At 71.4% G+C, this 26,761-nt stretch carries 28 protein-coding genes and 2 tRNA genes; 8 read left to right on the forward strand and 22 right to left on the reverse strand.

The features are described from left to right. Positions 1–39: 39 nt before the first annotated feature. Positions 40–1,257 carry an aminotransferase class V-fold PLP-dependent enzyme gene (locus tag J8G10_RS01520; RefSeq protein ID WP_251438716.1) on the reverse strand — a complete coding sequence of 406 codons (1,218 nt, stop codon included), beginning with the start codon at positions 1,255–1,257 and terminating at the stop codon, positions 40–42. 177 nt (positions 1,258–1,434) lie between these two features. Here J8G10_RS01520 and J8G10_RS01530 point away from each other — a divergent pair, with 177 nt between their 5' ends. Beyond that, positions 1,435–2,112: a FadR/GntR family transcriptional regulator gene (locus tag J8G10_RS01530; RefSeq protein WP_285813934.1), complete on the forward strand. Its 678-nt coding sequence runs from the start codon at positions 1,435–1,437 to the stop codon at positions 2,110–2,112. A 55-nt stretch (positions 2,113–2,167) separates the two neighbouring features. On the opposite strand, the gene J8G10_RS01535 is transcribed toward J8G10_RS01530, so the two are convergent. The 10 genes from J8G10_RS01535 to paaA all read right to left on the reverse strand — a co-directional run bounded on the left by J8G10_RS01535 (position 2,168) and on the right by paaA (position 10,116). Beyond that, complete coding sequence (locus J8G10_RS01535) at positions 2,168–3,304, reverse strand: UDP-N-acetylmuramate dehydrogenase (RefSeq protein ID WP_251438717.1); 1,137 nt, start codon at positions 3,302–3,304, stop codon at positions 2,168–2,170. A 1-nt stretch (position 3,305) separates the two neighbouring features. After that, entirely contained in the window at positions 3,306–3,707 is a 402-nt protein-coding gene (locus J8G10_RS01540) for a MaoC/PaaZ C-terminal domain-containing protein (protein ID WP_251438718.1), read from the reverse strand. Beyond that, positions 3,704–4,174, reverse strand: a complete 471-nt coding sequence (locus J8G10_RS01545) for a MaoC family dehydratase N-terminal domain-containing protein (RefSeq protein ID WP_251438719.1) — start codon at positions 4,172–4,174, stop codon at positions 3,704–3,706. Before J8G10_RS01545 ends, J8G10_RS01540 begins: the two co-directional genes overlap by 4 nt. A gap of 127 nt (positions 4,175–4,301) precedes the next feature. Then, positions 4,302–5,084, reverse strand: a complete 783-nt coding sequence (locus tag J8G10_RS01550; RefSeq protein WP_251439363.1) for a sulfite exporter TauE/SafE family protein — start codon at positions 5,082–5,084, stop codon at positions 4,302–4,304. Positions 5,085–5,411: 327 nt separating this feature from the next. Continuing rightward, positions 5,412–6,197, reverse strand: a complete 786-nt coding sequence (locus J8G10_RS01555; protein WP_251438720.1) for an enoyl-CoA hydratase/isomerase family protein — start codon at positions 6,195–6,197, stop codon at positions 5,412–5,414. Between the two features lie 29 nt (positions 6,198–6,226). Next, positions 6,227–7,468 carry a 1,2-phenylacetyl-CoA epoxidase subunit PaaE gene (paaE, locus tag J8G10_RS01560; RefSeq protein WP_251438721.1) on the reverse strand — a complete coding sequence of 414 codons (1,242 nt, stop codon included), beginning with the start codon at positions 7,466–7,468 and terminating at the stop codon, positions 6,227–6,229. Then, positions 7,468–7,980, reverse strand: coding sequence for a 1,2-phenylacetyl-CoA epoxidase subunit PaaD (paaD, locus tag J8G10_RS01565; RefSeq protein WP_251438722.1), 513 nt, complete (start codon positions 7,978–7,980; stop codon positions 7,468–7,470). Before paaD ends, paaE begins: the two co-directional genes overlap by 1 nt. Then, positions 7,977–8,828, reverse strand: a complete 852-nt coding sequence (gene paaC / locus J8G10_RS01570; protein ID WP_251438723.1) for a 1,2-phenylacetyl-CoA epoxidase subunit PaaC — start codon at positions 8,826–8,828, stop codon at positions 7,977–7,979. Before paaC ends, paaD begins: the two co-directional genes overlap by 4 nt. Then, positions 8,825–9,130, reverse strand: a complete 306-nt coding sequence (gene paaB / locus J8G10_RS01575; protein WP_251438724.1) for a 1,2-phenylacetyl-CoA epoxidase subunit PaaB — start codon at positions 9,128–9,130, stop codon at positions 8,825–8,827. Before paaB ends, paaC begins: the two co-directional genes overlap by 4 nt. Continuing rightward, the gene (paaA, locus tag J8G10_RS01580) at positions 9,127–10,116 is read right to left on the reverse strand and encodes a 1,2-phenylacetyl-CoA epoxidase subunit PaaA (protein WP_251438725.1); all 990 of its coding nucleotides are present in this window, start codon (positions 10,114–10,116) and stop codon (positions 9,127–9,129) included. The genes paaB and paaA overlap by 4 nt, the downstream gene beginning before the upstream one ends. Positions 10,117–10,247: 131 nt before the next feature. On the opposite strand from paaA, the gene paaI reads away from it, so the two are divergent. The 3 genes from paaI to J8G10_RS01595 are packed head-to-tail and all read left to right on the forward strand — an operon-like array spanning position 10,248 to position 13,149. Beyond that, complete coding sequence (gene paaI / locus J8G10_RS01585) at positions 10,248–10,688, forward strand: hydroxyphenylacetyl-CoA thioesterase PaaI (RefSeq protein WP_251438726.1); 441 nt, start codon at positions 10,248–10,250, stop codon at positions 10,686–10,688. 5 nt (positions 10,689–10,693) lie between these two features. Beyond that, entirely contained in the window at positions 10,694–11,986 is a 1,293-nt protein-coding gene (paaK, locus tag J8G10_RS01590) for a phenylacetate--CoA ligase PaaK (RefSeq protein ID WP_374208751.1), read from the forward strand. Positions 11,987–12,027: 41 nt separating this feature from the next. Further along, positions 12,028–13,149, forward strand: coding sequence for a S1C family serine protease (locus tag J8G10_RS01595; RefSeq protein ID WP_251438728.1), 1,122 nt, complete (start codon positions 12,028–12,030; stop codon positions 13,147–13,149). Between the two features lie 287 nt (positions 13,150–13,436). Here J8G10_RS01595 and paaZ read toward each other — a convergent pair whose 3' ends face one another. The 4 genes from paaZ to J8G10_RS01615 are packed head-to-tail and all read right to left on the reverse strand — an operon-like array spanning position 13,437 to position 18,314. Then, on the reverse strand, positions 13,437–15,491 hold the full coding sequence (paaZ, locus tag J8G10_RS01600; RefSeq protein ID WP_251438729.1) for a phenylacetic acid degradation bifunctional protein PaaZ: 2,055 nt from the start codon (positions 15,489–15,491) through the stop codon (positions 13,437–13,439). Further along, positions 15,491–16,375, reverse strand: coding sequence for a 3-hydroxyacyl-CoA dehydrogenase family protein (locus J8G10_RS01605; RefSeq protein ID WP_251438730.1), 885 nt, complete (start codon positions 16,373–16,375; stop codon positions 15,491–15,493). Before J8G10_RS01605 ends, paaZ begins: the two co-directional genes overlap by 1 nt. Then, complete coding sequence (locus J8G10_RS01610) at positions 16,372–17,127, reverse strand: enoyl-CoA hydratase/isomerase family protein (RefSeq protein ID WP_251438731.1); 756 nt, start codon at positions 17,125–17,127, stop codon at positions 16,372–16,374. Before J8G10_RS01610 ends, J8G10_RS01605 begins: the two co-directional genes overlap by 4 nt. Then, complete coding sequence (locus tag J8G10_RS01615) at positions 17,127–18,314, reverse strand: acetyl-CoA C-acyltransferase (protein WP_251438732.1); 1,188 nt, start codon at positions 18,312–18,314, stop codon at positions 17,127–17,129. The genes J8G10_RS01610 and J8G10_RS01615 overlap by 1 nt, the downstream gene beginning before the upstream one ends. A gap of 141 nt (positions 18,315–18,455) precedes the next feature. Here J8G10_RS01615 and J8G10_RS01620 point away from each other — a divergent pair, with 141 nt between their 5' ends. After that, the gene (locus J8G10_RS01620; RefSeq protein ID WP_251438733.1) at positions 18,456–19,094 is read left to right on the forward strand and encodes a TetR/AcrR family transcriptional regulator; all 639 of its coding nucleotides are present in this window, start codon (positions 18,456–18,458) and stop codon (positions 19,092–19,094) included. Positions 19,095–19,309: 215 nt separating this feature from the next. On the opposite strand, the gene J8G10_RS01625 is transcribed toward J8G10_RS01620, so the two are convergent. After that, complete coding sequence (locus tag J8G10_RS01625; RefSeq protein WP_251438734.1) at positions 19,310–19,951, reverse strand: MIP/aquaporin family protein; 642 nt, start codon at positions 19,949–19,951, stop codon at positions 19,310–19,312. A 234-nt stretch (positions 19,952–20,185) separates the two neighbouring features. Between J8G10_RS01625 and J8G10_RS01630 the strand changes: the two genes are divergently transcribed. Continuing rightward, positions 20,186–20,365: a hypothetical protein gene (locus J8G10_RS01630; protein WP_251438735.1), complete on the forward strand. Its 180-nt coding sequence runs from the start codon at positions 20,186–20,188 to the stop codon at positions 20,363–20,365. A 55-nt stretch (positions 20,366–20,420) separates the two neighbouring features. Here the strand turns inward: J8G10_RS01630 and J8G10_RS01635 are convergent, their stop codons facing one another. After that, on the reverse strand, positions 20,421–21,308 hold the full coding sequence (locus J8G10_RS01635; protein ID WP_251438736.1) for an alpha/beta fold hydrolase: 888 nt from the start codon (positions 21,306–21,308) through the stop codon (positions 20,421–20,423). Between the two features lie 118 nt (positions 21,309–21,426). Here J8G10_RS01635 and J8G10_RS01640 point away from each other — a divergent pair, with 118 nt between their 5' ends. Then, positions 21,427–22,650: a DNA polymerase domain-containing protein gene (locus tag J8G10_RS01640; protein WP_251438737.1), complete on the forward strand. Its 1,224-nt coding sequence runs from the start codon at positions 21,427–21,429 to the stop codon at positions 22,648–22,650. Between the two features lie 102 nt (positions 22,651–22,752). On the opposite strand, the gene J8G10_RS01645 is transcribed toward J8G10_RS01640, so the two are convergent. Next, complete coding sequence (locus J8G10_RS01645; protein WP_251438738.1) at positions 22,753–23,532, reverse strand: hypothetical protein; 780 nt, start codon at positions 23,530–23,532, stop codon at positions 22,753–22,755. Between the two features lie 84 nt (positions 23,533–23,616). Here J8G10_RS01645 and J8G10_RS01650 point away from each other — a divergent pair, with 84 nt between their 5' ends. Continuing rightward, positions 23,617–24,525 (forward strand): methyltransferase domain-containing protein, encoded by a 909-nt coding sequence (locus tag J8G10_RS01650; protein WP_251438739.1) that lies wholly within the window; start codon positions 23,617–23,619, stop codon positions 24,523–24,525. A 104-nt stretch (positions 24,526–24,629) separates the two neighbouring features. Here the strand turns inward: J8G10_RS01650 and J8G10_RS01655 are convergent. The 4 genes from J8G10_RS01655 to J8G10_RS01670 form a co-directional block, all read right to left on the reverse strand. After that, positions 24,630–24,703, reverse strand: a tRNA-Met gene (locus J8G10_RS01655). Positions 24,704–24,727: 24 nt separating this feature from the next. Further along, positions 24,728–24,799, reverse strand: a tRNA-Thr gene (locus J8G10_RS01660). Between the two features lie 109 nt (positions 24,800–24,908). Continuing rightward, positions 24,909–25,706: an inositol monophosphatase family protein gene (locus tag J8G10_RS01665; protein ID WP_251439365.1), complete on the reverse strand. Its 798-nt coding sequence runs from the start codon at positions 25,704–25,706 to the stop codon at positions 24,909–24,911. Then, entirely contained in the window at positions 25,700–26,728 is a 1,029-nt protein-coding gene (locus J8G10_RS01670; RefSeq protein WP_251438740.1) for a hypothetical protein, read from the reverse strand. The genes J8G10_RS01665 and J8G10_RS01670 overlap by 7 nt, the downstream gene beginning before the upstream one ends. Positions 26,729–26,761: the final 33 nt, after the last annotated feature.

A 26,761-nucleotide genomic window follows, 5' to 3' on the forward strand; every position in this document is an offset into this window, starting at 1 on the left:
TCCTTTCGTTCGTGTGGGTGTTGCAGGTCCCCGGTCGGGTCACGACCGAGCGAGGGCGAGGATCCGCGGGACGCAGCGCTCGACGAACGCCTCGAAGTCGGATGCCTCGGTGTACAGGTGCACGGAGAGCCGGAAGTAGCCGATGCCGGCGAAGCTCGTGAACGCCGTCTCCACGCCGACCTCGTCGAACAGGCGCAGGCGCAGGTCGTCGGCCTCCTCGCGCGTGCGGCCGATCCCGCGCGGCAGCCGCAGCAGGCGCAGGGAGGGCGCCGGCATCGGCAGCTCGACCCGCACCGCGTCGTCGACGCCGTGCTGGAGCGACTCGGCGATGATCCGCTCGCCTTCGTCGGCGAGCTCGGTCATCGCCTCGCGCGCGCGCTGCCAGCCGAACTCGCGCTCGACGAAGTCGATCGCGGCAGGCGCGGCGAGGTAGGTCGTCGCGTCGATCGTGCCCTGCGTGTCGAAGCGGGAGGGATAGGGGTCGGTCGCCGCCCACGAGTCGATGAGGGGCCACAGCTCGTCCCGGTCCGCCGCCTGCGTGACGAGCACCGCGGATCCGCGCGGCGCGCACGGCCACTTGTGCAGGTTGCCGAACCACCAGTCGCCGCCTCCGGCGACGGCCGCGTCCGCGATCAGGCCCGGCGCGTGCGCGCCGTCCACGAGCACGCGCGCTCCGCGCTCGTGCGCGAGCGCCGTGATCTCCGCCGTGGGCAGGCCGCGCCCGGTCGGCGAGGTGATCTGGTCGACGACGATGAGCCGGGTGCGGGGCCCGATCTCCTCGGCGAACCGCGCGAGCACGGTCTCGGCGTCGTCCAGGAGGCCGATCCCGACCGTGCGCACCCGGGCGCCGAACCGTCGCGCGAGCCGCGCGGCTCCCATCGTCACGGCGCCGTAGCCGTGGTCGGTCACGAGGATCTCATCGCCCTGCTCCAGGCGAAGCGCGTTGAACACGACGGTCGCCGCGGCCGACGCATTGGGAACGAAGACGAGATCGTCCGGATCCGCGCCGACGAAGGGGGCGGTGGCCTGCCGGGCGGCGGCGACCTTCTCCCCGAGCCGGGGGAACCAGCCGACCGGGTTGAGATCGGCCTCGTGGCGCCAGGCGTCCTGCTGGGCGACGACCTCGGTCGGCACCGCGCCGAACGATCCGTGGTTGAGGTGCACGACCCGGGGGTCGAGCGGCCATGCGTCGCGGGCGCGGTCATAGGAGGCGAGGCGCACAGGGGCAATGCGGGAGTCCGTACGGAGGTCGGGCATGCGGGTCTCATCCTTGAGGGGCGAAGAAAGCTGCGGGGTCAACTTGTCGCACAACTTTTGCACATACTCGCGAGAATCTTCAAATCTCGGCCGAAAATCCCCTATGTCGTTAGACAACTATCCTTGATTCTGAGGTTGGCCCACACTCAAGAGAGAAGCCGCACACCGAGGAGGACCATGAGCGCACTCGAGACCGCCCTGCACGGACTGCGGGCGCTCGTCGCCGACGGGAGCCTGCGTCCCGGCGACAAGCTGCCCAGCGAGGGCGAGCTCTGCGAGCAGCTCGGCGTGTCCCGCGGATCGGTGAGGGAGGCGATCCGGATGCTCGCGGCCCTCGGCGTGCTCGAGACCCGGCACGGGTCCGGCAGCTACGTCACCGCGCTGCGTCCCGCCGACCTCATCCAGGTGCTCTCGCTCACGGTGGACGTGCTCCCGCTCGACGCGATCCTCGAACTCGTCGAGATCCGCCGCCCGCTGGAGGCCCATGCTGCCGCCGCGGCGGCCGCGCGCGCCGACGCCGCGGCGCTCGCGGAGCTCGAGGCGCTGGTCGAGCGGATCGCCGCCTGCACGGAGCACGAAGAGGAGTCCCGGCTGGATCACGAGTTCCATCTGGGGATCGCGGCCGTCGCCGGCAACGAGGCGCTCACGAGCCTGCTGGGAGCGCTTCGCTCCCGCACCCGGCAGTATCGGATCCTCGATCCCGACGACGCCGTGCAGCTGAAGGTGCTCTCGGATGCGGGTCACCGCGCCATCGTGCGCGGCCTCATCGCCCGCGATCCCGCGGAGGCCTCCGCGGCGGCCGCCGCGCACGTTGCCCAGACCGAGTACTGGCTCCGCAAGCAGATGGCGGAGTAGCGGCTGCCCCGAGCCGATGCGGCGGCGGAGCGCCGTCGCGACGGGCCGCAGCCCGCTACAGCTCGACGTCGACGAGCACGGGCTCCGGCTGCAGTACCAGCCCGAACTCGGCGTGCACCCTGCTCTGGATGAACCGCGCGAGCTCGGCGATCTCCCCCGCCGTCGCCCCGCCGCGGTTCGTGAGCGCGAGGGCGTGCTTGGTGGAGACGCCGGCGCGCGACCGGGGCAGCCGGAAGCCCTTGCCGATGCCGGCGTGCTCGATGAGCCAGGCGGCGCTCACCTTCACGTCGCTCGGGGGCGCCTCGGGCTTCGGCGCGAGACCGTAGTAGGAGTCCAGCGGGATCACGGTGACGGTGTCGAGGTCGGGCGCCACGGGCCAGCGCGGGCATTCGGGCGGCAGCGTGCGCGCCACCGCCTCGGGGACGATCGCGTTCTGGAAGAAGGATCCGGCCCCGTGCGTGTCCGGATCCGCCGGATCGAAGAGCATGCCCTTCGCGGCACGCGTGGCGAGGATCCGCTCACGCAACCAGGTCAGCGGCACCGGCTCGTCGCCGGTGAGCTGGAGGGCGCGACGCAGCTGCTCGCCGCGCACGACCCGCCCCGCATCGCCCGTCACGGCGAGATCGAGCGTGACCGACAGGATCACCGCGCGGCGCTCGGCGACGGAGCCGTAGTGGTGCTTGAGCACGGAGGTGCGGAAGCCGAGGCCGAGATCCGCGGCCGGGGTCGTGACGACCTCGCCCGTGTGCTCGTCGATGAGCTCGACCTCGACGAGGGTCTCCTGGATCTCCTGCCCGTACGCGCCCACGTTCTGCACGGGTGCGGCACCGACCGTGCCCGGGATGCCCGACATCGCCTCGATCCCGGCGTAGCCGCGCTCGACCGCGTAGGCGACCAGGGCGTCCCAGTCGTGGCCGGCCTGCGCGCGCAGTCGGATCCGGCCGGGGTGCGGCGAGGGCAGCTCCTCGATGCCGCCGGTGCGGATCCGGATCACGGTGCCGTCGAAGGCGGTGTCGCCCGCGAGGAGGTTGGATCCCCCGCCGAGCACGAACCATTCGTCACCGGAGGCCCACACGTCGCGGAGGGACGCGACCAGCTCGTCCGTCGTGCTCGCGTCGATCATGCGGGCCGGCGCCGCGCCGGTCTGCAGCGTGGTGAGCTCGGCGAGGCGGATCGGTGCGATCTCCGCCATGTCAGAGGGAGTCCGCCGCGACGCGCAGCTGCGACTTGACGAGCACGGTGGTGTCGGCGTGCTTGACCACCAGGTCGATCCGCACCGCGGTCTCGTCGACGGCGCCGACCTTGGCCGTGATCGCGACGTCGGCGCCGGCCTGCGGGTCGACCACGACCGGGCGGGCGAAGCGCACGCCGTAGTCGAGCACGCGGGCGGTGCCGGAGAGCGCGACGATCGCGACGGAGGACGCGATGCCCATCGTGAGCATGCCGTGCGCGAGCACGCCGGGCAGTCCCACCTCGGCGGCGACGTCGTCGCGGTAGTGGATCGGGTTGAAGTCGCCGGATGCTCCGGCATAGCGGACGAGCGACTCGCGCGTGAGGTGCACGGTGCGCTCGGCGATGACGTCTCCGACGTTCACGCGGCGGCCTCCTCGGTCTCGGCCGGCGCGTCGCTGACGAGCAGCACAGACGTGGCGGTGACGACGTGCGCGCCCGCGGCGTCGCGGATCTCGGCGTCGCTCGTGATCATGGCGGCGGGGCCCATCGCACGGATCGCGGTGACCGTCAGCTGCGCGGTGAGCTCGTCGCCGGCGACGATCGGGCGGGTGTAGGTGAAGCGCTGCTCCGCGTGGATCGTGCGCGACAGCACGATCCCGGAGTCCTCCAGGCCCAGCAGCTGCTGCAGCGTGAGGTCCTGGATGACCATCGCGAACGTGGGCGGCGCCACGACGTCGGCGAAGCCGAGCGCCTGGGCCGCGGCCACGTCGGTGTGCTGGGGAGCATCGGCGAACACGGCGCGGGCGAACTCGCGCACCTTCTCGCGGCCGACCAGATACGCGGGCGTCGGCGGGAACACACGTCCGACCAGTTCAGGATTCACGGGCACCCCCCGATCCTACCGACCCGCCCGGAGCGCGGTCCTCCTGGTTCCCGTCGCAGAAGTTGTCGTTCCGAGGTCCTCCGAGCGACACCTTTTGCGACGGGAACGAGCAGTCGCCGCCCGGAACGCGGCGTCAGGCGGTGCGCGGCCTGCGGCCGCGGATCGCCTTGAGCGCCATCTGCACGGCGATGAAGGTCAGGTACGCGGCGAACAGGATGTTGCCGACGAGCGGATCCACGATCGTGGCGAGCCACGCTCCGAGCGCCGTGGTGGTGCACGCGGAGAGCCCCACGAACGCGGCGGCCGTCAGGTCGACGTTGCGGTGCCGGAGGTTCCCGATCGTGCCGGAGATCGCGGTCGGGATCATCATGAGCAGCGACGTCCCCTTGGCCACCAGATCGCTCGTGCCGAAGGCGAGCATGAGCACCGGCACGACCACGATCCCGCCGCCCACGCCGATGAGCCCGGCCAGGATCCCGGTGCCGAGTCCGACGACCAGCAGCAGCGCCGCGGTCAGCCAGGTCACCTCGAACACCGCGTCCCTCGAGGGGATGACGACGAACAGCATCACGATCACGATCGCGAGGAAGCCGACGAAGCACCAGCGCAGGGCCGTCTGCGAGATCCGGGTCAGCAGCCTGGTGCCGATCTGCGCGCCGACCACGGATCCGATCGCGAGCAGGAGAGCCGGGATCCACGCGACCGCGTCGTGCACGGCGTAGGAGATCACCCCGACGGCCGCGGTGGGCACGATCGCCGCGAGCGAGGTGCCGGCGCTGAGACGCTGGTCGAAACCGAGCAGGAGCACGAGGAGCGGCACGATCACCGTGCCTCCGCCGACGCCGAAGAGGCCGGAGAGGAGGCCCGCGGCGAGGCCGATCCCGATGAACGCCGCGATGGCCCGCGGTCCCCGCATGCGCTCGACGGTGCCGTCGCCCACGTCCACTCCCGTCCGCCCGCGCATCCCACGCAGAGCACGGATCAGCCTACTCACCCGCCGCTCCCCGAGAGCGGCGCGCACTGGGATCCCTCATCGTGCAGAGCCACAGGGCCCCTGCTGCCCCCGCCTCGGATTGCGGCCTCCGACCCCCGGACGCGACGATGTGCAGGCCGGCGCTCCGAGCAGGCGCCGTCACGATCAGCACAGGGTGCGACGATCCGCCCACGGATCCACGTCAACACGTGTGCTGATCGTGACAGGGTGTGCTGATCGTCGCGGGGTGCGGGGCCCGGGCGTCGCGCGTCAGCGGCCCTGGAACCGCGGCGGGCGCTTCTCCTGGAACGCCGCGAACCCCTCGCGGTAGTCGTCGGTGTCGCAGAGCGCCGCCTGGGCGGCGTTCTCCTGCGCCACCGACTCCCACAGCCCCAGGCGCTGGTCGCGGAGAGCAGCGACGAGTCGCTTGCTGGCGACGAACGCCGCGGTGGCCCCCTCGGCGGCGCGTGCGGCCGCGGCGAGCGTCGTCTCGAGCAGTGCCTCGCCCGGCAGCGCCTGCGAGAACAGTCCCGCGGCGACGGCCTCGGATCCGCTCATCAGGCGCCCTGTGTAGATGAGGTCGAGCGTGCGGTGCGCACCGAGGCGCTCCACGAACAGGGCGTGGCCGCCGGAGTCGAGGGTGGCGCCGAGGGCCGCGAACGGGGATCCGACCTTCGCGCTGTCGGCGACATAGACGACGTCCGTCGCGATGAGCAGCCCCAGCCCCACCCCGAGGCAGGCCCCCTGCGCCGCGGCGAACGTCGGGGCGGGGAACGCCGCCATGCGCTGCAGCACCGGGGTGACCAGCCCGTCGAGATACCCCATCACGTCGTCGTCGCGCGGATCCACGCCGGAGATGTCTCGCCCCGCGCAGAACGCCCGCCCCTCGCCGCGCAGCACGAGGGCGCGCACCCCGGCGCGCTCCGCCTCGGCATACGCGTCGCCGAGGTCGCGCACCGCCTGCTCGTCGAGCGCGTTGAGCTTGGCGGGGTTGTTGAGCACGATGTGCGCGACGGCGGCGCCGCCGGACGTCGTGTCGATGTCGAGGTCGATCACAGGCTGCTCCGTTCGTTCGGCGGTGCGGGTCAGACGTCGTAGTCGACGACGACGCGCTCCGACGTGGGATGGGACTGGCAGGTGAGCACATACCCGCGGTCGAGCTCCTCCTGCTCGAGCGCGTAGTTCTCCGTCATCGTCACGGATCCGTCGACGAGGCGCGCACGACAGGTGCCGCACACGCCGCCGGCGCAGGCGAACGGCACATCCGGCCGCACGCGCAGGGCCGCGTTCAGGATCGACTCGTTCGCCGAGATCGGGGTCTCCACCGAGCCGGACTGGCCGTCCAGCGTGAACTCGATCGTGCGAACCGGCTCGTCCTCGCGCACCTCGACCGGACGTCCCGCCTCCGGCCGCTCCTGCCCCGGCTCCCCGGTGGTGAACAGCTCGTAGCGCACATGCCCGGCCTCGACGCCGATGTCGGCGAGGGTGTCGCGGCACAGCTGCACGAGGTCGAACGGCCCGCACAGGAACCATTCGTCCACGGTGGCCGGCAGGACCAGGGCGTCGAGGATGCCGCGCAGGCGCTGCTCGTCGATCCGCCCCGACAGCAGCGGCGCGGACCGCTGCTCGCGGGTGAGCACGTGGTGCACGGCGAAACGCGTGGGATAGCGGTCCTTGAGATCGGCCAGGTCGTCGAGGAACATCACGTCCGTGGCCCGGCGATTCGTGTAGACCAGGGTGAACCGGCTGCTCTCCGAGCGCGACAGCACGGTCGCGGCGAGCGCCATCAGCGGCGTGATGCCCGACCCCGCGGCGATGCCCGCCACATGCGCCTCGTCGAGCGCGGCGAGCGCGGAGGTGAACGTGCCCTGGGGGCTCATCACGTCGAGGCGGTCCCCCGCGTGCAGTCCGCTCTGCGCCCAGGTCGAGAAGCGCCCACCCTGATCGCGCTTGATCGCCACGCTGACGGTGGCCCCGGAGGGGCCCGATGCGGCTCCCGAGGAGCGCCGGGGCGGACGGCACAGCGAGTACGACCGCCGCACCTCGTGACCGTCGAGCTCGGTGCGCAGCGCCACGTGCTGCCCGGCGAGGTAGTCGAACTCCCCGGCGAGGTCGTCGGGCACCGCGAAGGTGACCTCGATCGCATCGGCCGTGAGCGGACGCACGTCCTGCACGGTGAGCGTGTGGAAGCGCGCGCGCCGGCGCGACGTCGCGGAGCCTTCCGAGGATCCTCCCACGACGCTGTTCAGCAGTGCGCCGGCGATCCGCTCCGCCTCCGAGCCCGTCGCGGGGGCGTCGGTGCGGGCGGCGAGGTGCCAGAGCGTCATCAGATCACCTTGAAGTGGTCGAAGGGCTCGAGGCAGGCGCGGCACTCGTAGAGCGCCTTGCACGACGTGGAGCCGAAACGGGAGAGTTCGCGGGTGTCGAGCGACCCGCAGCGCGGGCACCGCACGCCGAGAGCGATGCGCACCGGTCCCTGCGCCCGCCCGAGGGCGGCGTGCCCCGTCGGCGGGGCGATGCCGTACTCGGTGAGCTTGCGCTTGCCCTCGTCGCTCATCCAGTCCGTGGTCCATGCGGGCGCGAGCACGAGGCGCACCTCGACGCTGCCGAAGCCGGCGCGGGTGAGCGCGAGCTCGACGTCGTCGCGAATCGTGTCCATCGCGGGGCAGCCGCTGTACGTCGGGGTGATGTCGACCCGGACGCGGTCGCCCGAGACGGCGACGTCGCGCAGCACCCCGAGGTCCTCGATGGTCAGCACCGGAACCTCCGGATCCTTCACCGCCGCGGCCACGGCCCAGGCGCGCTCCCTGATCCCGCCCTCCGGCACGGGCCCGGTCACCAGGTCGCTCCCGGGTGCCGGCGGGCGAGCACCTGCATCTCGGACAGCACGTGCCCGAGCGGGGTCGCGTGGGATCCGTGCCGTCCGCCGCCGGACGACGTGCTCGTCGCGCGCCGCAGCGCGCGCAGCTCCTCGTCCAGGTCGGCCTCGGCGAAGACCGCGTCGATCACGGTGTCGAAGCCGGCGCGCAGCGATGACGGGCGCACGGCCGCGTCGCCGAGGCGGTCGATGAGCGCGTCGTCCCGGAACAGCTCGGCGGCGTACGGCCACACGTCGCCGAACGCGCGGACGATGCGCCGGCGCGACTCCTCGGTGCCTCCGGCGAGGCGCAGGGTCCACTGCACGGCGTGGTCGCGGTGGTAGTCGACCTCCTTGACGGCCTTCTCGGCGATCGCGGCGAAGGTCGCATCCGTGCTCGACCGCAGGGCGGAGTAGAGCTCGAGCATGTAGGTGCTCACGAGCAGCTGGCGTGCGATGGTCTGCGCGAAGTCGCCGTTGGGCTGCTCCACGAGCCAGCAGCTGCGGAACCCGGCTTCGTCACGGAAGTAGGCGAGGTCGTCCTCGCTGCGTCCGTCCCAGGATCCGGCGTAGCGGAGGAAGGAACGGGCGTGCCCGAGCAGGTCGAGCGCGATGTTGCCCAGGGCCACGTCCTCCTCGAGCTCGGGGGCGTAGGTGATCCATGCGCCGAGCTGCTGGGACAGGATCAGCGCGTCGTCGCCGAGCCACAGCGCATACTCGGCGATGTCTGCCGAGGCGGCGCGCTCGCCGCCGCCCGAGAGCTCTGCGGCGAGCGCGAGCTCGTCCACCGAGACGTCGCCGTGCGGGTCGAACTCATCGTGCGCGCTCACAGGTGCGGCACCCCCTCGGATGCCGTGTAGTACACGGCGTGCCGGTAGTTCTTGCCGGCGGGGCTCTCGAAGAAGGCGCCCTTGTCACCCGGATCGCTCGTGCTGATCGCGTCGGCGGGCACCACCCAGACGGAGGTGCCCTCGTTGCGGCGGGTGTAGAGGTCCCGGGCATTGCGCAGCGCCATCTCGGCGTCGGGGGCGTGCAGGGATCCGACGTGCACATGGCTGAGCCCGCGGTTCGCCCGCACGAACACCTCGAACAGGGGCCAGCTCTCCTCGGGGGATGCTCCGGGGGTGGTCATGCCGCCTCCTCCTGCCGAAGCGCCTGCTTGCGGGCGTACTCCGCCGCGGCCTCGCGCACCCAGGCGCCCTCCTCGTGCGCGTCGCGGCGACGCTGCAGCCGCTCCGCGTTGCACGGGCCGTTGCCGCGGACGACCTCGAAGAACTCGTCCCAGTCGATCTCGCCCATCGCGTACTGCCCGGTCTCCTCGTCGAAGCGGAGCTCGGGATCCGGCAGCGTCACGCCGAGGATCTCCGCCTGCGGGACGAGCATCCCGACGAAGCGCTGGCGCAGGTCGTCGTTCGAGAAGCGCTTGATCTTCCACTGCATCGACTGCGCCGAGTTCGGCGACTGGTCGTCCGGCGGGCCGAACATCGCCAGGGCGGGCCAGTACCAGCGGTTCACGGCGTCCTGCGCCATGGCGCGCTGCTCCTCGGAGCCCTGCATGAGCGTGAGCAGGATCTCGAAGCCCTGACGCTGATGGAACGACTCCTCCTTGCAGATGCGCACCATCGCGCGTCCGTACGGACCGTAGGAGGCGCGGCACAGGGGCACCTGGTTGCAGATCGCGGCGCCGTCGACCAGCCAGCCGATCGCGCCCATGTCCGCCCAGGTCGGCGTCGGGTAGTTGAAGATCGAGGAGTACTTCGCCTTGCCGTCGATGAGCTGCTGCATCATCTCGTCGCGCGTGATGCCGAGCGTCTGCGCGGCGGAGTAGAGGTAGAGCCCGTGCCCGGCCTCGTCCTGCACCTTCGCCATGAGGATCGCCTTGCGCTTGAGGCTCGGGGCGCGCGTGATCCAGTTGCCCTCCGGCTGCATTCCGATGATCTCGGAGTGGGCGTGCTGGGAGATCTGCCGGATCAGCGTCTTGCGGTACGCCTCGGGCATCCAGTCGCGCGGCTCGATGCGCTGCTCGTTCTCGACGAGTTCGTCGAAGAGCGCCTGAGCGTCGGCATCGAAGGCCTGGGCGCCCGGATCCCCGGCCAGCCCCACGGGTGGAACAGTCATCGTCGACTCCCTGAATGAATTACCTACCGTTCGTACAGTAATTATGGCACACTCGTATCGATCGCAGAAGGACGAGCTTCCGGATCCTGTTTCGCCCCGGGTTCCGGCCCGTCCCGTTCGAAGGAGAACCGATGACCGAACCCACAGCCGTGCTGCGGCCGATGATGCGGCGGGACCGGGCGTCGAGCGCGCTCGGCATGCGCGTGGAGGTGGACGAGCCCGGACGCGCCGTGGTCTCGATGACCGTGCGCGACGACATGCTCAACGGCTTCGACATCACCCACGGCGGGCTCGTCTTCGCCCTCGCCGACACGGCCTTCGCGATCGTCTGCAACGAGGACGAGCAGGTGACGGTCGCGGCCGGCGCCGACATCACGTTCCTCAAGTCCACGCACGAGGGCCAGGTCCTCACCGCCACCGGCGCACGCCGCGCGCGCAACGGGCGCACCGGCCTCTACGACATCACGGTGACCGATGAGACCGGCGATGTCGTCGCCGAGTTCCGCGGACGCTCGCTCACCACGAACCGCCCCTTCCCGCAGGCGGGCTCGGAGACCGAGGAGGAAGCATGACCGGGATGGCGACGGATCGGACCTCGAACGCCGACGCGGTGGGGCTGGATCCGGAGCAGCTGCGGGCCCTGCAGCTCGAGCGGCTGCGCTGGTCGGTGCGCCATGCCTTCGAGAACGTGCCGTTCTACCGGCAGGCCTTCGAGAGCGCGGGGATCCTCCCCGACGACATCCGCTCGCTCTCCGACCTCGCGAAGCTGCCCTTCACCACGAAGAACGACCTGCGCGAGTACTACCCGTTCGGCATGTTCGCCGTGCCGATGTCCGACGTGCGGCGGATCCACGCCTCCTCCGGCACCACGGGCCGTCCCACCGTGGTCGGCTACACGCAGACCGACCTCGACAACTGGGCCGACCTCGTCGCACGGTCACTGAGCGCCGCCGGCGTCAAGCCCGGCTGGAGGGTGCACAACGCATACGGCTACGGCCTGTTCACCGGCGGCCTCGGGGCGCACGCGGGCATCGAGCGCCTGGGCGCGACCGTCATCCCCATGTCCGGCGGCCAGACCGCCAAGCAGGTGCAGCTCATCCACGACTTCGAGCCCGACGCGATCATGTGCACGCCGACCTACCTGCTCACGATCGCCGACGCGATGGAGGAGGCCGGGATCGATCCGCGCTCCACGTCGCTCAAGGTCGGCATCCTCGGTGCGGAGCCGTGGACGAACGAGATGCGCCATCAGATCGAGCAGCGGCTGGACATCGACGCCGTCGACATCTACGGCCTCAGCGAGGTCATGGGTCCCGGCGTCGCGATGGAGGCCGCGGCCACCAAGGACGGCCCGCACATCTGGGAGGACCACTTCCTTCCCGAGATCATCGACCCCTCCACCGGCGAGCCCGTGCCCGACGGCGAGCCCGGCGAGCTCGTGTTCACCTCGCTCACCAAGCAGGCGTTCCCGGTGATCCGCTACCGCACCCGGGACCTCACCCGCCTCCTGCCCGGATCCGCCTATCCCGCGATGCGCCGGATGGAGAAGATCACCGGACGCGACGACGACATGATCATCCTGCGCGGCGTGAACCTCTTCCCCACGCAGATCGAGGAGATCGCGCTGGGGATCGAGACGCTGACACCGCATTTCATCCTGGAGCTCACCCGCCAGGGGCACCTCGACTCGCTGAAGGTGCGGATCGAGCGGCACCCGGATGTCGATCTCGCGACGTGCCTGGCGGCGGCCGAGGTGCTGAAGCTGCGGATCAAGACGTCGATCGGCACGTCGGTGGACGTGCAGGTCGAGGAGCCCAGCTCCCTCCCCCGCAGCGAAGGCAAGTACAAGCGGCTCTACGACCTGCGCTGAGGGCCTCGGCCCCGGGGTCCCGCTCCCCTAGAGTGAGCGGCATGAACGCCGCGATCACCCCCGCCGAGCCGACCCGTTCGCCCGGGGAGCCGCCTCGCCGGTCCGCCGTGAAGCCGTGGCTCATCTGGACCGTCGCGGGCGTCCTCGCTCTTGTGCTCGGACTCGGCGGAGGCTGGCTGGGCGCCCGTCTGGGTGCGCCCGCGGGCGGCGGATTCAGCGTGCGGGCCGGCGCCGAGGGCTCCTGCGACGCCGTCGCGGTCGCCTCCCGGGTGCTGCCGGCCATCGTGACCATCAATGTCACCGGATCCTCCTCCGGCGTCGGCAGCGGCGAGATCGTCCGCAAGGACGGGTACATCGTCACCAACGACCACGTGATCTCGGCCGGCGCCGGCGAGGGCGGCCGGATCGTCGTGACGTTCTCGAACGGAGAGCAGCACCCGGCGACGGTCGTCGGCCGCGACATCGCGAGCGACATCTCCGTGCTGAAGATCGACGCCTCCGGCCTGCCCGTGATCGCCACCGCCGACAGCGATGCGGTCGCCGTCGGCCAGCCGGTGGTGGCGCTCGGCGCACCCCTCGGGCTCTCGAGCACCGTCACCGCGGGCATCGTGAGCGCGCTCGGACGCACGTCGATGGTCCCCGCCGATGCCGAGCATCCCGCGCTGATCATCGGCGGGATCCAGACCGATGCGGCGATCAACCCGGGCAACTCCGGCGGCGCGCTCGTGGACTGCCGGGGACGCATGATCGGGGTGAACACGGCGATCGCGACCGTGCCGAACGCCGAAGGCACGGCGGGCGGAGGCTCCGTGGGCATCGGCTTCGCGGTGCCCAGCAACCGCGCGATGTCGATCGCGAACGACCTCATCGAGCACGGCACCGTGCAGCACCCCGACTTCGGCCTCGTCACCACGCCGATCCCCGCCCCCGTCGCACAGGCGCTGGGCGGCACCGCCGGCCTCTACGTGAACCAGGTGACCGAGGGTGGCGCGGCCGCGCGCGCCGGACTCCAGCCGGGCGACGTCATCACCCGCATCAACGGCTCCCCCGCCGTCCAGCCCGACGCGCTGTACATGTTCGCCCGCACCGCGCGCACCGGCGACACCGTGCAGATCACCTACCTGCGCGACGGCACGACGGCCACCGCGTCCGTCACGCTGTAGCCCCGCCCGCACGGCGCCTCGGGGGACTTCGCGCGAGCACCGAGCGCAGCGAGCGCAGCGAGCGCCCGCCAGGGGTCGTTGAGCGAGCACCGAGCGCAGCGAGGAGCGAGACGAAACGCGGTCACTCGCAAAGGCACCGCGTTTCGTCTCGGGCGGCTCCGCCGTCCTCGCTCAACGACCCCAGGAAGAGAACAGGCGGCTCCGCCGTCCTCGCTCAACGGCCCCGGGAAGAGAACGGGCGGCTCCGCCGTCCTCGCTCAACGACCCCAGGGAGCAGCGCCCGCCCGTCAGGCGGGAGTCAGCTCCTTCTCGACGAGGGTCAGCACGTCGTAGGTCGCCACGACCTCGTCGCGCTGGTTGTGGATCACCGCGTCCCAGCGCACCTCGCCGTACTCGTCCGTCTCGCGCGGGGTGATCTGCTTGGCCGTGAGCGTCACCCGGATCGCGTCGCCGGGCTTCACCGGAGTGACGAACCGCAGGTTCTCCAGGCCGTAGTTCGCGAGCACGGGCCCCGGCTCGGGCGAGACGAAGAGCCCGGCCGCCCACGACACCAGCAGGTATCCGTGCGCGACTCTCCCGCCGAAGAACGGGTTCGCCTCGGCGGCCTCCTCGTCCATGTGCGCGTAGAACGTGTCACCGGTCGAGTACGCGAACGCCTCGATGTCCTCGAGTGAAAGTGCGCGCAGCCCCGACTCCACCTGGTCGCCGAGCCGCAACTCGGCCAGCGACTTGCGGAACGGATGCACGGCGCGGTCGGTGCCGGCGCCGGTGTGCCAGACGCCCGTGATCGCGGTGAGGATCTCCGGGGTGCCCTGGATCGCGGTGCGCTGCATGAAGTGCCGGACCGCGCGCATGCCGCCGAGTTCCTCGCCGCCGCCGGCCCGCCCCGGACCGCCGTGCACGAGGTGCGGTACGGGCGAGCCGTGCCCGGTCGAGGTGCGCGCGTCGTCGCGGTTCAGGAAGAGCACGCGGCCGTTGTACGCCGCGATGCGGGTGAGCAGCTCGGTCGCGACAGCGGGATCCTTCGTCGCGACCGAGGTGACGAGCGATCCCCCGCCGCGCCCGACGAGTTCGGCGGCCTCGGCGACGGTCGAGTACCCGAGCACGCTCGAGACCGGGCCGAACGCCTCGACCTCGTGCACGGCGGGGGCGGTCGTGTCCGCGAAGCCGACGAGCATCGGAGCCACGAAGGCTCCCTCGGGCGCGGGCCCGGTGCTGCTGTCGGCGTGCACCACGGACGGCGCGTCCGTCGACCCCATCAGCAGCTCGCCGCCGGCGGCCTGCAGGGCGGCGACCTGGCGCAGCACCTCGTCGCGCTGCGCGGTCGAGACGAGCGGGCCCATCGTGACGGACTCCGCGTGCGGGTCGCCGATCACGACGCGCTCGGCGATCTTCGCCTGCAGGGCCGCGACGAGCGGTTCCACGAGCGGCGCCGGCACGATCGCCCGGCGGATCGCGGTGCACTTCTGGCCCGCCTTCGTCGTGAGCTCGATCATGAGCTGCTTCACGTAGGCGTCGAACTCCGGGGTGTCGGGCGTCGCGTCGGGGCCGAGCACCGAGGCGTTGATCGAGTCGGTCTCGCTCGTGAAGCGCACGCCGTCGGCGGTCTGGGCGCGCAGCCCCGCCGCGGTCGAGGCGCTGCCGGTGAAGGCGACGAGGTCGCCGAGGCGGAGCAGCTCGAAGATCCCCGGGAGGGATCCGCTGACGAGCTGCAGGGATCCGTCCGGCAGCAGCCCGGAATCGACGAGGATCCGCACCCACGCCTCCGCGACGTAGCCGGTCGGCGTCGCGGGCTTCACGATCGAGGGCACTCCGGCGAGGAATGCCGGGGCGAACTTCTCCAGCGCGCCCCACATCGGGAAGTTGAAGGCGTTGATCTGCACGGCGACGCCGGGCAGGCGGGTGTAGACGTGGCGACCCAGGAAGGATCCGTCCTTCGAGAGCGGCTCGACAGGCCCGTCCAGGAGCACCTTCGCGTTCGGAAGCTCACGACGCCCCTTCGACGAATAGGTGAACAGCACGCCGATGCCCCCGTCGACATCGGCGTAGGAGTCGCGGACCGTGGATCCGCTGCGCTTGGAGAGCTCGTACAGCTCCTCCTTGTGCTCCGTGAGCACCATGGCCATCTGCTTGAGCAGCATCGCGCGCTGGTGGAAGGTGAGCGCGCCGAGGCTCGCCTGGCCGACGGTGCGCGCGTAGTCCACCGCGCCGGCGAGGTCGATGCCCGTGGAGTCGACCCGGACGATCTCCTCGCCCGTCGAGGCGTCGCGCACGACCGTCCCGCCCTCCGAGGCGGAGGTCCACCAGGATCCCTGCAGGTAGCTGGGCAGCAGCTCGGTCATCACTCGCTCCATTCGTAGAATCCGCGGCCGGTCTTGCGGCCCAGGTGTCCGTCGGCGACCAGGTCGCGCAGCAGCTGCGGCGGCGCGAACCGCGCGCCGAGCTTGGCCTCCAGCTCCTCGGCGATCCCGAGGCGCACGTCGAGCCCGACGATGTCGGTCGTGCGCAGCGGACCGGTGGGATGCCGGTAGCCGAGCTCCATCGCCGCATCGATGTCCGTCGCGGTGGCGACGCCCTCCTCGAGCATCCGGATCGCCTCCAGCGCGATCGCGACGCCGAGCCGGCTCGATGCGAAGCCCGGTGCGTCGGCCACCACGACCGCCGTCTTGCCGAGCGCCGCGACCCAGCCGCGGGCGTCGTCGACGAGCTCCTGATCGGTGGAGCCGCCGACGACCACCTCGACGAGCGCCGAGGCGGGGACGGGGTTGAAGAAGTGCAGGCCGAGGAAACGCTCGGGATGCGCGAGCTCCGCGCCGAGGTCGTCGATCGAGATCGAGGACGTGTTCGAGGCGATCGCGGCGGTGCGCGCCACCACGGCCTCGATCCGGTGCAGGCTCTCGACCTTGAGAGCCCTGTCTTCGGGCACCGCCTCGATGACGAGCCCGGCGTCGGCGAACACGCCCGCATCGGTGCTCGTCTCCAGGGCACCCTCCAGCGCGGCGATCGGGCGCTCGGTGCTGCCGCGCTCCACGGAGCGCCGCAGGCTGGTGCGGATCCGCTCCCCCGCCGCGCCCGCTGCCGTCTCGTCCCGTTCGACCACGACCACCTGGGATCCGGCGAGGAGGAAGGCGTGCGCGATGCCGGCGCCCATCCGCCCGCCGCCGAGGACGCCGACGCGCTCGGGCACGACGGCCCCGGCCGTCGTCGTGGGATCCTGTCCGCTCATCGGCGGCTCCTCCGTTCCAGGAAGGCGGTCATCCGCCGGTGCTTCTCGGGGCTCTCGAAGAGCTCGGCCTGCAGCTCCAGCTCGATGGCCGGATGCGCGTCCGGGGCGGCGAGCAGCGCCGTCTTGGTGTGCCGGGTGGCGAGCGGGTCGTTCGCGGCGATGCGATCCGCGATCGCGTGCGCCGCGGCCAGGAGGTCGTCGGGTTCGTGCAGCGACGACAGCAGCCCCCAGGCGAGCGCCTCCGTGGCGCTCAGCTGTCGTCCGGTCAGCAGCAGCTCGGCCGCTCGCGCCTCGCCCACGATCTGCGGAAGGCGCCAGGTCGCGCCGGCCGCCGCGATGATGCCGAGCCCGGCCTCCGGATTGCCGATGCGCGTGGCCGGGGTGCCGATGCGGATGTCCGCCGCATAGGCGAGCTCGGCGCCCCCGCCGAGGGCGTAGCCGTCGACCGCGGCGATCACCGGCATCGGCAGCCGCCGGATGCGCTGGAACGCCGTCGTGTTGATGCCGGCCCGCGCGTCCTGCGCGCGACGGTCGCGCAACTGCGCGATGTCGGCCCCGGAGGCGAAGATCCCGCCCGATCCGATGAGGATCAGGATCCGCGGCTCCTGTTCCAGCTCGGCGCACAGGGCGTGGAGCTCGTCGATCATGGTCTGGTCGATCGCGTTGCGGGTCTCCGGCCGGTCCAGGGTCGCCGTGACCCGGTCCGCCGTGCGGTCGATGCGCAGGCGCCGACCTGCCGCCGTTTCGGACATCACATCCGCTCCACGATCATCGCGGTGCCCTGCCCGACGCCGACGCACATGGTCGCCAGGCCGTACCGGGCGCCCTCGCGCTCCATCCGCCCGAGCAGCGTGAGCAGGATCCGGCTGCCGCTGGAGCCCAGCGGGTGGCCGAGCGCGATCGCACCGCCGTCCGCGTTCACGATCTCGGGGTCGAGTCCGAGGCGGCGCATCGAAGCGAGCGACTGCGTGGCGAAGGCCTCGTTCAGCTCGACCGCGCCGAGGTCCGCCGCCGTGAGCCCCGCCTTCGCGAGCGCCTTCTCGGTCGCGGGCACGGGTCCGAGCCCCATGATCTCGGGGGCGAGCGCGGCCGACGCCGAGGCGACGATGCGGGCTCGGGGCGTCAGCCCATGCCGCTCGACCGCGGCGGAACCGGCGACCACCAGCGCCGAGGCGCCGTCGTTGAGGGACGAGGCATTGCCCGCGGTCACGACGCTGCCGCCGGCCACGACCGGACGCAGCCCGGCGAGCACGTCGAGCGTGGTGTCGCGGCGCGGACCTTCGTCGGTGTCGACGCTGCCGCCCCGGGGCGTGGGGACGGCCACGATCTCGGCGGCGAGGCGTCCGGCGTCGATCGCGGCGATCGCCCGCTGATGGCTGCGCAGTGCGAAGGCATCGGCGTCTTCGCGGGTGATGCCGTCGAGGCGCGCGACCTCCTCGGCGGTCTCCGGCATGGAGAAGGTGGCCTTGTCACGCGCGGCGAGGAGCGGGTTCGTGAACCGCCAGCCGATCGAGGTGTCGAACGCCTCCCCCGGCTTCGCCCACGGACGCTCGGGCTTGGCCTGCACCCACGGCGCGCGCGTCATCGACTCCACGCCGCCGGCGAGCATCAGATCGGCGTCACCCGCGCGGATGGCCTGTGCGGCGAGGGCCACCGCGGACATCCCGGAGGCGCACAGCCGGTTCACGGTGATCGCGGGGAGGGTGTCGGGCAGCCCGGCGAGCAGCACGGCCATGCGCGCGACGTTGCGGTTGTCCTCGCCGGCCTGGTTCGCGGATCCGAGGATCACCTCGTCGATCGCGTCATCGGGGATGCCGGCGCGGCGGACGGCCTCGCGGACGACGAGCGCGGCCAGATCGTCGGGACGGACGCCCGCGAGAGCGCCTCCGTAACGGCCGACCGGCGTGCGCGCTCCGTCGATGAGATAGGCCTCCGACATGCTGGTCCTCCGGGTCGTCATCGACGGGGTGCAGGGTCGGGGCGTGGGTTCTTTCCCGACCGATCGTTCAGTAAAAGAATGACAGACGGATCCCTCGCGGGCAAGTCCGCGGCCCTGCAGGAATGGGAGAGAATGATCCCGATGAGCAACCCGCCCGCGAGCACCACCGAGGCAGCCGACGCCGCCGCTCCGCGCTCGCGCCGTGGACGCCCCGGCTACGACCGCGCCCAGGTGCTGGAGATCGCGGTGCGGCTGTTCAACGAACAGGGCTACGACGCGACCAGCGTCTCCGCACTGGCCGCGGAACTGGGCCTGAGCAAGGCGGCGCTGTACCACCACTTCGCCTCCAAGGAGCAGATCCTCGAGATCGCGCTCGACGACGCTCTCGGCGGACTGGAGGCCGTGCTCGAAGAGGCCCTCTCGGGCGAGCAGACCACGGCGGCGCGGCTCGTCGCCGTGATCGAAGGCGCCGTGCGCGTGCTCACCAGCAGACTGCCGCAGGTCACGCTGCTGCTGCGCGTGCACGGCAACAGCGAGATCGAGCGGGCCGCCCTCGAGCGCCGACGCGTGTTCGATCAGCGCGTCGCGCACCTGGTCGCGCAGGCACAGCGCGAGGGCGAGCTGCGCAGCGACATCCGCCCCTCGGTGACCACGAGGCTCATGTTCGGGATGATCAACTCGATCATCGAGTGGTACCGCCCCGCGCACACGTCACTGACCCCCGACGAGCTCGTGGACGACGTGACGCGCGTGATCTTCGACGGCCTGCGCGCGCACTGAGCGGGGCCACCGGGCGCATGCCGCCTGCCGTCCACCAGCCCGAATCCCTCACCTCCGCAGGATGTCTGCACTTTCAGAGGACGTCATCCGCGGATCCGTCCTCTGGAGTTGGAAGGATCCTGCCTGGTCGAGCCCCGGATCCGGCATGACGACTGCCCGGAACGACGGAACGCCCCGTGCTCGAGCGAGCACGGGGCGTTCCGGAAGAGGAGCTGTCAGGCCGCAGCCTTCGCGTCGTTGCTGCTCAGCACGCGGAACAGCACGGCCGCGACCGCGGCACCGACCAGCGGAGCCACGATGTACAGCCACAGGTTCGCCCAGTCGAACTGGCCGCTGATGGACAGACCCAGCGCGACGGCGGGGTTGAAGCCGCCGCCCGAGATGCCGCCGACCGCGGTGGCGCCCACGAAGACCGTTCCACCGATGGCCAGGCCGTAGAAGGAGTTGTTCTCGTTGTCCTTGGAGGTCGCGACGTTCAGGACGACCCAGACGAGCGCGAGGGTGACCAGCGCCTCGACGAGGAAGGCGGCGCCGAGCTCGATCTTGACTGCCTTCTCGGCGTGCGGCCAAACCGCGAAGCTCACCAGGGCGGCGAGCGCGCCGCCGACGAACTGGGCGACCACGTAGGCCACGAAGTCGCCGACGCCGATGGCGCCGCGGATCAGGGCGCCGAACGAGACGGCGGGGTTGAGGTGCGCGCCGGAGATGTGGCCCGCGGCGTACACGAGCACCATCAGCGTGAGGCCGATCGCCAGGGGGGTGAGCGGGCTGCCGCTGTTGACGGCGCCGATGATGCTGAACACGAACAGGAACGTGGAGATCGCTTCCGTGAGCGCCTTTCCAGCAATACCAGTCATTTCGAATGCCTTTTCTGTCAGGTCGAGGGTGGGGGCGGAGATTCCCGCACGCCGGCCGGCGCACCCTGGATTGCCGGCCCAGAATACCGGGTTCCTGTCAATCTGCTGGGAACCGACGCTGCATTCCGTGGGATCAAGGCGGGAAACTCTTGACCCCGAGGCGAGATCATCCTACGATTTCATTATCCGGTAGATCAATTCCACTATTCGGAATATAGCGCGAGAGAAGAGGCGATGATGCCGCAGACCCCCGACACCCAGGACCACCGCCCGGCACACGGCGACGCCACTCAGCGCCGTGCCGCGATCTACCCGCTCATCGACGTCGACCCGGATTTCCATCTCCCCGCCCGGCGCGAAGGCGCGCTGACGCGGATGCTGGTCGCCTTGCGGATCCTGCCCCAGGCATCCTGACGGATCGCCCGCGCGGCGCGTGCGGCCGCACAGATCGCTCGCGCCGCGTCGACCGTCAGGCCCGGGGGTCCAGCACGTCCCGCAGGCGCGCGGCGAAGCCGTCCGGATCGCTCGGGAAGCCCGGCTGCTCCGTGAACCCGCCGTGGTTGCTCGGGAACTCCGCCGCCGGGATCCCGACGACCGCGGCGACGGCACGCGCCGCACGCGCGGGCATCGTCTCACCCGATTCCACACCCGCGGCGATCACGAGGCGCTCACCCCGGGCCCGGAGGGCCTCCGCCTCGGGGACGTACGAGAGGATCGCCGGCATGTTGCGGAAGAGCGGATCCGTCCGGCTGCCGTCGTCCTCCGTCGGCAGGCCGAACATCGCCGGGTCCGGGGCGGGGCCGTCCAGGTAGCCGTCCGGCACGGCTCCGTCGAGCATCACGAACTGGATGAACTTCGCCAGCGCCGGACCGGTGCCCTGGTCGGCGAAGGTGCGCTTAAGGTCGGCCGTCACCGCGAGCACCGCGTCGCGGTCGGGCAGGAACTCCGCAACCGGCGGCTCGTGCACGACCGCGAGGCGCACGTCTTCCGGGTGCGCCGCGATCAGCGCCAGCAGGTTCACACCTCCGCCGCTGGTGCCGAACGCGTCGACCGCACCGACGCCGAGCGCCGCGATGACGCGGTGCAGATCATCCGCGTGCTGCTGGACGGTGATGTCCGCGGTGCCCACCGGGTTGCGTCCAGCGCCACGCGGGTCATAGGTCACGACCGGGCGATCGCCGAAGTGCCCGGCCAGGATCTGGAACCCCGTCGCGTCCATCGGCGCCCCGAACAGGAACAGCGCGGGACGCTCCGCCGTCGCCGCGGCCAGATCGCCGTGGACGTCATACGTGATCGCGTCATCCCCTTCTCCGACGGTGCGGGTGACGACGGTCCGTGCTGCACTGCTGTCCGACATGCGGTCCTCCTGGAGATGAAATACAACTGACTGGTTGTACATTACGGGTCTCCGGGTGCCGTCGCAAGAGTGCGCGGCTCCCCTCGCTGCACCGCGCCGCAGGAACTACCGTGGACCCATGGCAGCGCGAGCCGAGACGTTCATCGAGGTCGACGGCGCCGAGGTGCGCGTGTCGCATCCCGACAAGCTGGTCTTTCCGCAGGCCGGACTCACCAAGCTCGACATCGTCGAGTACTACCTCGCAGTCGCGGAGGGGGCGCTGCGCGGTGCGGGCGGACGCCCCATGGTGCTCAAGCGGTTCGTGAAGGGGATCGCCGCCGAGCCCTTCTTCCAGAAGCGGGTCCCCGCCCACCCCGACTACATCGGCACCGCGGTGCTGCGCTACGCGTCGGGCGGATCCGCCGAGGAGGCCGTCCTCAGAGACGCCGCAGGACTCGCCTGGGTGGTCAACCTCGGCTGCCTCGACCTCAATCCGCATGGGGTGCGCGCGGACGACCTCGACCATCCGGATGAGCTGCGCGTCGACCTGGATCCGATGCCCGGCGTCGAATGGTCGCAGATCGTCGACACCGCGTTGGTCGTGCGCGAGGTGCTCGGCGACTGCGGGCTCGTCGGCTGGCCGAAGACCAGCGGCTCCCGGGGCATGCACATCCTCGTCCGCATCCGGCCCGAGTCGGACTTCGCCACGGTGCGCCACGCCGCCGAGACGCTGGCGCGCGAGGTCGAGGCCCGCGCGCCCGGCCTCGCGACCGCGCGCTGGTGGAAAGAGGAGCGCGGAGAGAGCGTCTTCGTCGACTTCAACCAGAACGCGAAGGACCGCACCGTCGCCTCGGCGTACTCGGTGCGTCCGCTGCCCGACGCACGCGTGTCCGCGCCGCTCGCCTGGGACGAGGTGCGACTGCGCCGGCCGGAGGAGTTCACCGTGCCGACCGTGCGCGCCCGGTTCGCGGAGATCGGCGACCCGCACGAGGGCATCGACCGGACGGCCGGCTCGCTGACTGCGCTGCTCGCGCTGGCCGACGAGCTGGGGCCTGCCGACAAGCCGCCCCGGGGCGCGGATGGATCCGGGCGACGCGTCTCCGCGATGCCGCTCATCGAGATCGCGCGCACGAAGACGAAGCCCGAGGCGCTCGCTGCACTCGAGCGCTGGAGCGAGGCGCACCCGGAGATAGCGGCGCTGCTGCATCCCGCGGACGTCCTGGTCGACGGCATGCGCGGATCGAGCTCGCTCTGGTATCGCGTGCGCGTCAACCTGCAGCACGTGCCCGAGGAGCGGCGACCGCCGCAGGAGCCCCTGCTCGCCGAGTACGACCCCTGGGCTGGGAAGAGCTGGTCGGGCTGACACGGTCTCCGCGCACAGGTCGGCGCGACGGTGCGGCGGTGGAGGTGCAGATCAGGGGGCGCCCGTGTGCGGCCCGCGATCCGCGAGCCGCACACAGCGATGTCACGGCACGCAGGTGCCCGACACGGTGAACGTGAGCGGTCCGATCCAGATGTTCTGGTTCGCCGGATCGACGCGCCCCGAGTTGTTGGCGTCGTAGGTGAGGGTGAAGGAGCTCAGGAGCGCCGTGGTGACCGCGACGTTCCCCGCGGTGCTGTCCGGGGTGACCTCGGCGCTCGGCGCGCTCGTGGAGAGCCGCCACGGGCTGGCACTCGTTCCGCTGCCCTGCACCCATGCCGCGTTGTACGTCCCGGAGCCGACGGAGAGGGAGACCCGTTCCGCGCCGCCGAGGCCGTCCTTCGCCATGACGCCGTCGATGTCCTTGATCTTGTACGACAGGTCCGTAACGGTGTAGGGGTCCCCGTCCAGCGCGAAGGAGAACGTGACCTGCTCGCCCCCGTTCGCATTGGCGAGGGTGACCGTGTCCAGGGAGAGACGCACGCTCGGCAGCGAGTCGCCGCCCTGCTGCTGGGTGTACAGCGTCAGGTTGTTCGGCTGGTTGATGGTCATGTTGGCGGCACCGTGCGGCGCGGCGGCGAGACTCAGCGTGAAGTCCTTGCCGTCGCCGAAGAGGTTGGCCCAGGTGAACTGCGACGCCGTGGCGCTGGCCCGGGAGTACGTCGCGGTCGTCGTGCTGATCGTCTTGGTGCAGGCGGTCGAGGCCGCCGAGATGGGCGCCGCGACCGCCGACGCCAGGACGGGCACCGACCACGCCGCGCTCTTGACGAGCGTACGGCGCGAGAGGCCCTGGGACGGGCTGTGCTCTGAAACGAGCTTTTCCATGCTGTGCTTCCTTCTCTCCCCCGAAGGTGGCGGGGACCGGGGTGTCTCCGCCATCACGCAGAAGGAGTCGCCCCTCGAGAAAAGGTGACGAACCGGGGCGCCCGCACACTGGACACCACGAGGCCGGCGGCGTACAACAGTGCTCAGAACGGGGGCGTGCACATGGCCGACGACGCCGCAGCGAGGCTGTTCCGGGGCGGGGTGCCCGATGCCTACGAGCGGCTCATGGTGCCCCTGGTGTTCCAGCCCTATGCCGACGACCTGGTCGCGCGAGCGGTCTCGCACACCCCGTCCGCGGTGCTGGAACTCGCGGCGGGCACCGGCGTGGTGACCCGCGGGCTCGCCGCCGCGCTGCCGCCGGAGAGCACACTCATTGCGACGGATCTCAACGACGGGATGCTCGCCGCCGCCGAAAGGCGCGGCGCGCCCCGCCCCGCGGGCGCCCGCCCCGTCGCCTGGCAGGCCGCCGATGCCCAGGCACTGCCCTTCGACGCGGAGTCCTTCGACCTGGTCGTCTGCCAGTTCGGCGTCATGTTCTTCCCGGACCGACCGGCCGCCCACGCGCAGGTGCGGCGCGTGCTGCGCCCCAGCGGCATCTCCCTGTTCTCGGTCTGGGACTCGATCGCGACCAACGCCGTCGCGCTCGCCGTCGACGAGGCGTATCGCCGGGTGCTCCCTGACGCACCGCCGAACGTGATCACGCGCGTCGCCCACGGCTACCACGATCCCGAGACCATCCGCGCGGACGCCGAAGCCGGCGGACTCGTCGTCGTCGCCCTCGACGAGGTGGAGCTGATCGGGGAGGCGGAATCGGCGGCGGCCGCAGCCGCCGCGATTCCCCACGGCACTCCCCTGCGTGCCGAGCTCGAGCCGTACGGGCCCGAAGTCAGCGATCGGATCGAGGCGATCACGGCCGAGCTTCTCGAGCAGCGCTTCGGCACCGGCCCGGTCCGCACGCCGATCCGGGCGTTCGTGGTCACGGCGCACCGCTGAACCCGGGGCGGCTCGGTTGCTCCATCGCCGCAGGTCCGACGACACCGAGGGGCACGAGTCCGCGGATACGAGAAAACCCCCGGAATTCCGGGGGTCTCATTCGGTAGCAGGAGCGGGGCTTGAACCCGCGACCTCACGATTATGAGTCGTGCGCTCTCACCAACTGAGCTACCCTGCCGCACGGCATCCGATGGATACTGCGAGCCCCGAGTCAGGATTGAACTGACGACCCCTTCCTTACCATGGAAGTGCTCTGCCACTGAGCTATCGGGGCGTGCCGCCCGCGAGCGGGCAACCAGACGAGAATACCAAAGAATCCGCGCGCTACCGAATCGGCGCGGCTCCCGCGTCACACGGGCGTGTCCCGCGCCAATGCCGGCCGGTCAGGCGGTCTCGAGGATCCGGCGCCGCAGCTGCTCGACGACACCGGCGCCGCCCGCGAGATTCAGCCGGCGAGCCACATCACGCCCCTCGGGACGACGGAACACCCCGCCCGCCTCCTGCACCAGCAGGGCACCGGCCGCGTAGTCCCACGGCGAGAGTCCGCGCTCGAAGTAGCCGTCGAGACGACCGGCGGCGACGTAGGCGAGGTCGGTGGCCGCACTTCCGCCTCGGCGCAGATCGCGCGCGATCGGCATCACCCGCCCGACGACGGCGAGGTCGCCGGCATGCGTGCTCGGGTCGTACCCGAAGCCCGTCGCCAGCAGCGCGCCGGCCGGGCCGGGCTCAGCGACGCGCAGCCGCGCCCCGTTCACGTGCGCACCCTCGCCGCGCGCCGCAGAGAACGTCTCGCCGACCACAGGCGACTGCACCACGCCGGCGAGCGCGGTCCAGGTGTCGGGGTCGCTTCCGCCCTCGACCGCGGCGATGCTCACGGCCCACAGCGGGATGCCGGACGCGTAGTTGACCGTGCCGTCGATCGGATCCACGACCCAGATGATGCCGGTGGTGCCCTCGCCTGCTCCGGACTCCTCACCGAGGAATCCGTCGCCGGGACGCTCCGCCGCGAGACGGGCGCGGATCAGCGACTCCACCTCGCGGTCGGCCTCGGTGACGATGTCGGCGAGCGTCGACTTGCTTGCGGCGATCGACACGCCCTCGTCGCGTCGTCGGCGCGCGAGCTCTCCCGCCTCCCGGGCGATGTCGACCGCGAGCTCGCGGAGTTCGACGGCGCTCACGATGCCGACGAGGGTGCGGACGGCGGCGCCGGCGGAGCCTGCGGGAACCCGGTCATCTCGCTCGGGTGATCCACGCCCGACGGCCTGGCGTCGTTCAGGCCGTGCCCGCCGGACAGCGGGTCCGTCGGGGGCGAGGCGACGGTGGCGATCGCCGGGAATCCGGCGGGAGCAGCCGCGGACGCCGGGGGCTGCGGGAGCTGCCCGGGGATCGTCGCACCCGGAGACGGCACGCCCGTGTAGTAGGCGTTCCAGTCGGGAGCGCCGTCGGGAAGCATCGGCAGCGGGGTACGACCGTCGGCGAACGTCGGCCACGGCTGCGGCTGGCCCGCGAGCGGGGCGACCGCGGCGGGCGTCCCGTAGCCCCCGCCGACCGCCGTAGCGGGAGCGGGCCGCTTCGGAGCGAACAGGGCGTTCAGCAGCGGGATCAGCATCGTCCCGACGGCGGTGAGGATCGTGAGCGCGACGACGATCCGCCAGTACAGCTCGTCGTAGTGGAACGTGTGCGGGAACGTCAGGTAGAACACCAGCATCGCCACCAGGCCCGCGAGGAAGGCGTAGGTGACCCAGACGATCGCCCGGGTGAACGCGGTCTCATGACGGGCCGCCGCCTTCTGGAACAGGCGCACATGCAGCAGGGCGAGCTGCAGGATGCCGACCACGAGCACGAGCTGGAAGAAGCGCTCCAGCCCGGTGAAGTAGGCGAACGGGATGTCGTCGTCGGGCAGCCAGATCTTGACCGCGCCGACGAGCAGGGCGAGGATCCACGAGATCATGCTCAGCAGGGCGAGCCAGTCCTCGCGGTTCGGGGCGAGGCTGGCCTCGAGGATCGCGATCGCCGCGAATCCCGCGAGCAGCAGGATCGTCAGGAAGGCCCGGCCGATGAGGCCCTGCTGGTCGCCGATCAGCACCCAGACCACGCACACCAGCGCAGCCGCGATGAGCGCGCCGATCGCGATCCAGATGGCCCCGCGGATGAGCAGGGACGTGTTCGGGCCGGACTTCGCCGGCGTCGTCGTGTTCGCCATGGGATCCCCCGTCTGTCGTGCCTTCATCCTCGC

It is taken from the genome of Microbacterium sp. USTB-Y (assembly GCF_023703415.1).
GTDB lineage: Bacteria > Actinomycetota > Actinomycetes > Actinomycetales > Microbacteriaceae > Microbacterium.